At 34.4% G+C, this 6,244-nt stretch carries 9 protein-coding genes; 6 read left to right on the top strand and 3 right to left on the bottom strand.

Features of this window, described 5'->3' with window-relative positions; all coding sequences use genetic code 11:
• Nucleotides 1–216 precede the first annotated feature (216 nt).
• Nucleotides 217–417, bottom strand: coding sequence for a helix-turn-helix transcriptional regulator (locus SD31_RS10450; RefSeq protein WP_039054077.1), 201 nt, complete (start codon nt 415–417; stop codon nt 217–219).
• Between the two features lie 200 nt (nt 418–617).
• Nucleotides 618–884, bottom strand: a complete 267-nt coding sequence (locus SD31_RS15445) for a hypothetical protein (RefSeq protein ID WP_052258966.1) — start codon at nt 882–884, stop codon at nt 618–620.
• A gap of 361 nt (nt 885–1,245) precedes the next feature.
• On the opposite strand from SD31_RS15445, the gene SD31_RS17495 reads away from it, so the two are divergent.
• The 6 genes from SD31_RS17495 (at nt 1,246) to SD31_RS10420 (ending at nt 5,408) form a co-directional block, all read left to right on the top strand.
• On the top strand, nt 1,246–1,482 hold the full coding sequence (locus tag SD31_RS17495; RefSeq protein ID WP_039054076.1) for a hypothetical protein: 237 nt from the start codon (nt 1,246–1,248) through the stop codon (nt 1,480–1,482).
• Nucleotides 1,483–1,486: 4 nt separating this feature from the next.
• Nucleotides 1,487–2,629, top strand: coding sequence for a hypothetical protein (locus SD31_RS15440; RefSeq protein ID WP_052258965.1), 1,143 nt, complete (start codon nt 1,487–1,489; stop codon nt 2,627–2,629).
• Nucleotides 2,629–3,120, top strand: a complete 492-nt coding sequence (locus SD31_RS10430; protein ID WP_039054075.1) for a 3'-5' exonuclease — start codon at nt 2,629–2,631, stop codon at nt 3,118–3,120. The genes SD31_RS15440 and SD31_RS10430 overlap by 1 nt, the downstream gene beginning before the upstream one ends.
• 11 nt (nt 3,121–3,131) lie before the next feature.
• Complete coding sequence (locus SD31_RS17490) at nt 3,132–3,662, top strand: DUF262 domain-containing protein (RefSeq protein ID WP_197053662.1); 531 nt, start codon at nt 3,132–3,134, stop codon at nt 3,660–3,662.
• A 5-nt stretch (nt 3,663–3,667) separates the two neighbouring features.
• The gene (locus SD31_RS10425; protein ID WP_197053661.1) at nt 3,668–4,822 is read left to right on the top strand and encodes an HNH endonuclease family protein; all 1,155 of its coding nucleotides are present in this window, start codon (nt 3,668–3,670) and stop codon (nt 4,820–4,822) included.
• 259 nt (nt 4,823–5,081) lie between these two features.
• Complete coding sequence (locus SD31_RS10420) at nt 5,082–5,408, top strand: hypothetical protein (RefSeq protein ID WP_039054074.1); 327 nt, start codon at nt 5,082–5,084, stop codon at nt 5,406–5,408.
• 362 nt (nt 5,409–5,770) lie between these two features.
• On the opposite strand, the gene SD31_RS10415 is transcribed toward SD31_RS10420, so the two are convergent.
• A partial coding sequence (locus SD31_RS10415) for a tyrosine-type recombinase/integrase (RefSeq protein ID WP_039054073.1) occupies nt 5,771–6,244 on the bottom strand: 474 nt, incomplete at its 5' end.

Here is a 6,244-nt window from a genome sequence, read left to right as displayed (position 1 = left end):
CCAAACCGATGTTAGCGGTTTGGCGAAATGGCGGGTTATGGGAAATATAGAAAGTTCGTACATTTTTTGTCGCAACAGCTTTTTATATTTCCTTTTTTGTTAATTTAGTAAATAATAAAAAGCTGTTGCTCAAGTTAGTGAAAGATTGAAAGTTTTGGCTTTCTAATCCGCCACTATCGCCAAGCCTTGAAACGTTGCCTGCTATATTGACCAAACTCAGTCATCATCTTCAAGAGTAAAAATATCATCTACCGTTTTCCCGAAAAATTTTGCGATTTTTAAGGCTAGGACAGTAGAAGGAACATACTTTCCGGTCTCAATCGCATTTATGGTTTGCCGACTAACTGAAATAACATCAGCAAGTCCTTTCTGTGTTATATTCTTAATCGCTCTCTCAACTTTTATATTATTCTTCATTTGACACAGATTTAGAATTGCGAAATAATGAATAATTGAACTTAGCAATAAATATTATTAAAACAGTAAACATATTGTAAACCATAACATTTAGAAAGCCTACCCCATAAATAAATAAAAACATAAATAGGAGTAAAAGGTAATTGACTAAAACTGCCCATAATAAAGAATTCAAACGAAGATTAGAAATATACTCATCCTCATTTTTTTCTTTTGAAAAACCAACCAACAAAACTTCCGACAATGAAGAGTGCGCCAACTAAAGTGTTGACGATATCAGCTTTGATGAAACTGAAATAATGAGTTTTTCCTAAAACTTCATCTGCATAAATAGCAAAGACCGTGGTATTGATTTCAATAGTATTGTAATCCAGCACTATTAATGCAATTCCCATTACAGCGGCAGGAATAAGAATAAACCATCCCACTCTTTTGAACCTATTTGGTAATAACAATTTTTGTTTCATAACATTATATTTTCTAACAAAGGTAAAGTAAACATTTCATTAAGACAAATAAACTTTACATAAAGTATATGACAAACGACAAAAAAATACAGCAGGCAACAAACATATTGGCGTCAGGCGGGGTAAACATCTTCGATTGAAAGTTTTTTGTAAATTTGGAGGTTGGTGCTTCGATTGGAATTTTGGGGTAAAATCCCGCCCGAACGCCAATATGCCAGCCGTTATCTGCTATGTTAAACCAAAATTTTACCTAAAAATAAAGTTTGTAACGACATATTTTGACGTACTAACATTTTACATTTGCATAAACAAACGGGAAAAGCTGAAAACCGATTTAGAGTAAGCAAGAAAACAATACATTATGGCACAAATGATTAACAGAGGGAAAGAGCTAATCAGAATTAGTCCTAAACAATCAAACAAAATTGAATATTCAACTAATGACGGTAGAAGTTGGATAAGTCGTTATTCAGGAACATCCGCAGGAGATTTCCACGATTTAACAGATAATGGAAAAGAAATTTTAGCACAAACATCTAAAGGTCTTTACTACTCGACTAATGAGGGGAGAAGTTGGATTTTGAGAAAACGAAACTAATTTAATGAAAAACAAAAACCTTTGGTTATACGGAATTATCGCTTTTACAATATTATTCATTGCAAGTGCAGTAATTTTCAGAGTATTCAATGTTGAGATTTTACCTTCTCAATTTTATGGTGCATTGATTGGAGTGGTAATAACTGCTATTATTACAGTTTTTCTTTTGAAAGGACAGACTTCACAAGAAATGGAAAGGGATAAAGACGTTAAAATCTTTGAGCAAAAAATAAAAGTATATTCCGAGTTTACGGAAAGAATGTGGGCTATGCTCGATGACGGAACAGTAACAGACGAAGAATTGAAAGAATTGAGAACGATATGTTTTCGCAGATTGGTATTTTATCTGAATAGTGAGCAAATAAATAATATTTACGAACAGATAAACAAAATTGACTTTGAGAATGACGATACTGCAATGAAAGCAGTCGGAGAAATCACTCACATCTTGCAAAACAGCTTAAAACCTGATGAAAACGTAAAATCAAGCGACTTAATAAAACTGTTCAACTCTTTTGACAAAAAGAAATTTGAAGAAAAAGAAGAACCCGAACAAGTTGTAAGCATTGCAGAAAATACCGTTCAGCAACAACAGCCAACAACAAACAATGTCCGTTATTGGCACTTCAATACTCTATACGAACAACAACAGATACAAGCATTTAAAAATGGAAATTGGGTTTTGGCTTTGATTGAATATGGAGAAGAATGGAGGACAAATGCAATCAGACAAGTAAAACCCAATGATGTTATTTTCCTATTCAAAAGAGGTGGAGCAGGTTATATCGGAGCTTTCAGAGCATTAGACCCCACTGCAAAAATTCTTGAAGCAGGTAACGAATACACCGAAACAGAAATAGCAAAGTTTGACATTTACGAGGGATTAAAAGACGGTGCAAGTTTGTGTTCTAATATTTTGGTTGAGCCAATCGCATACAATTTTAAAGGCGTTGGATATTATACCGTAAGACGTAGAACCATTGAGCGAATGAACGATTTTGAAGCTGTGAAATTTTTGCTCAACAGATTTAACGGAAAAGATTTGAGCGAAGATCAACTTACAGGAAAAGGGAAACTTGACAACGACACAACACTAACACTAAACGAAAATTATTTTGCGGAAATAATCCGAAACAACAATCTATAATGAATTCCTTTGTTGCCATAGATTTTGAAACAGCCAATCAACACCGCAGTAGCGTTTGTAGTGTGGGTTTAGCATTTGTAGAAGAAAATCAAATAATTGACAGTTTTTATAAACTGATAAGACCAAATCCTAATTTTTATTGCAGTTGGGCAACAGAAATTCACGGTATCAATTTTTGGGATACAGCCCAAGAATTTGAATTTCCTCAAATTTGGACTGAGATAAGTTATAGAATTAAGAATTTGCCACTTGTGGCACACAATAGTGCATTTGATGAAAGTTGTTTGAGAGCCGTTTTGTCGGCTTATGAACTTCCTATACATCAAAATTCGTTTCATTGTACTTACAGAAAATCCAAAAACCTTTTCCCTGAATTACCAAACCACCAATTACACACGGTTTCGGAACATTTGGGATTTAAACTCGAAAATCATCACAATGCTTTGGCTGACGCCAAAGCCTGTGCTCATATCGCATTAAATATTTTTTAAAACACTATTAAATGGAAACATCTACAACTATACAACAAATGTTAGCAGGAAACAAAATATTTGTTCCTTCATACCAACGTGCCTATTCTTGGGACACAGAATTTGACAATACGAAAGCACCTAAACAAACAAATGTTTTTCTTTCAGATTTGGAAGATTACAATCGAAGTTCTACGACTTCATCTTATTATTTCGGACATTTTTTGTTTGAAGAAAAAGACAAAACAACTTTTGGAGTAGTTGATGGACAACAACGATTAACAACTATTGTCATTTTTCTTTCTGCCTTATTCAAAAAATTAGAATCTATCCGACCATTAACAGAAAATGAAGAAGTTGCTAAAGAAGATATGATTTTAAGAAAATCGGCTCATAGGTTTGAAACTGTAGATTACGACAAACAACTTTTTAAAGATTATGTAGTCAATCAAACTAAGAAAGATAGAAACGGTCTTGATACAGAATCAGCAAAGAGAATCGTAAATTGCTTTTTGATTTTTTCAACGCTTCATTTTTCAGACAAAGAACGTAAACTTATTTGATTGAAATGATTGAACAGTTCAAAATGACTTCTTGTACCACACACACAGTGAAAGATGAATCGGAAGCAATTCAAATGTTTATTTTCCAGAACAATAGAGGGAAAAAACCATCAAATTTGGAAATTATCAAGGCACAATTTATGTTTAATGTCCATTTATTTGGAGGAGAAGAAAAAGAAGCCCTGATAGAGGAAATCAAAAGTAGATTTGAAAAAATTTACAAATCAATTTCTTCCATAGAATATAGAATAAACGAAGATGAAGTCTTAACTTATACACTTCGTGTACACTTCAACTCATTATGGGAAAACAATGCGATTGACAAAATTAACTCTTTGCTTTCAGAAGAAAATCCTATTCCGTTTATCAAATCATTCACACAATCACTTGCAACAAGTTTCGAGCATTTAACTACTTTCTTCGGAAAAGACGAAAGAGAAAATATAGAAATCCATTCGCTTGTCACTCTTGGTGGCATTGGTATAGCTATTCCGTTTATTATTAAAGCATATAGTTTTGGTTTATCAATCCAACAAATCAACCAACTTTGCAATAAATTGGAATCTGTAGTTTTAAGACACAGACTTATCGGAACAAGAGCTGACATCACTTCAAGATTAAACGGAGTTTACAAAGAATTTACAGCAGATAATCCTGACATAAATCCAATTATTGACCGAATAAATTGGTTAAAAGTTACACAAGATTGGTGGTGGGCTTATTGGAATGATACAGAATTAGAAAGAGCTTTACAAGGAGGAATAAATCACTCAACTGCAAAATATTTACTTTGGAAATACGAAAACCATTTGGAAAATCAAGGCAAAAGTGGTTATACACCAACTCGATTTGACAAAATAGAGAAACCTGAATTAGAACATATTGCACCGCTAACAGACAATCCAGAATCTGGCTATGACAAATATGATGAAGAGTTTATAAACGAATATATCAATTGTTTGGGGAATTATCTATTACTTTCAAAATCACATAATTGTTCAGTTGGCAACAAGCCTTTTGCAGATAAACGAAACAGCTATAATCATCTGGAACAACAAAGAGAAATCCAAAGAATGACTGCTGAAAGTGCGACCTGGACGAAAGAACTTATCCAACAACGTAAAGACAAAATAGTTAAATTCGTAATAGAAAATGTGTAACCAAAAACAACACAGCAGATAACAGCAGTTTGGCAAAATGGCGGGTTAAGTCCTAGAACTAAGTTTCGTCTTTTTTATCCGCAACAGCTTTTTATATTTCCTTTTTTCTTAATTTAGTAGATAATAAAAAGCCGTTGCTTAAGTTAGTGAAAGATTGAAAGTTTTGGCTTTCTAATCCGCCACTATCGCCAAGCCGCGGCTCGTTATCTGCCATGAACAAAAAGCGGTTATCAATATTAAAGGATTAAAAAAATATAATATGAAAGAACATAAACTACCAATTCCAAAAGAAATATTATTAGCGCTCGCCATTATTGGATTTCTAGTTGTAATTATTTGCACTTTTCTTAAAATTACTAACAAAGATTTCTCGGAAAATTATTCACAATTAGGGATTGGGATTGCTCTCCTATTTCAAATAGTTCCATGGTTTGTTGTGCTTATCGATTTGATAAGAAACCAAATAAGAAATAAAATCATGTGGTTTGTTGGAATGTTTGCATTCGGGTCTTTGACTGTGATTTTATATCTAATCGAAATCGGGAAAATACATTTAAGACTCTACAAAAGATTTGAAACAATCTAATAAAGTGGAAAAAATTTGATAGAACATAAAATAGAAATCACAGCAGATAACAGTGTATTTGCAAAAAACGGGGTTAAAATTTTACTTTGAGAATTTAGTTTTTAATATCCGCAAAAATGCTTTTCATATTTCAATTTTTAGTAAATTAGAAATCCGAAAAAGCATTTTGCTCCAGGCGGCTTCACTTATTTCTTTTGGTTTTTAGTTGCCCGTTCTTCGCAAATACTTTTTCGTTAGAGTGTCTAAACATAAAGACCCCAACGTTTCTCACAGCTCTGAACTGTGCCTACAGAGCAGCCGGTATGAAGGGTTTTCTGCTTTTGAAGTAATAAATCCCATTGTGGTCATCTTTGAAGCTGTAGCTACAACATCCTATCCAACGGACTTTTGATAGAATTCAGTTGCGCATTGCTGACCTTTGCATACAGCATCGTGGCCTTGATGTCATTGTGACCAAGTAGCTGCTGTATGAATGACATATCCGTGCCGTATTCCAGTAAATGTGTGGCGTAGCTATGCCGCAAACCGTGTATCCCTATCGGCTTGTTTACCTTTGCGGCCTTCATTGCATTCTTGAACACCGCTTGGACACTGCGGACGGAATACCGCCCTCCGTACCGACCTTCAAAAAGGTAAGTCTTAGGGCGATACGCTTTATAATACTCCCGCAGCAAATCCAGCACTGCAGACGGTAGTGGTACATACCGGTCTTTCTTTCCTTTACCCGCTTCGATGAGTACCTGCATCCGTCCACTGTCGATGTCGCTCACTTTCAGATTGACAATCTCACTTACTCGCAGCCCCATTCCGTAGCACAGTTGCTGATTTGCAACTGT

Source organism: Sphingobacterium sp. T2 (genome assembly GCF_000814685.1).
GTDB lineage: Bacteria > Bacteroidota > Bacteroidia > Sphingobacteriales > Sphingobacteriaceae > Sphingobacterium > Sphingobacterium thermophilum.
Note: the sequence above shows the minus strand (reverse complement) of the source record. Positions and strands in the feature narration are given on the sequence as shown.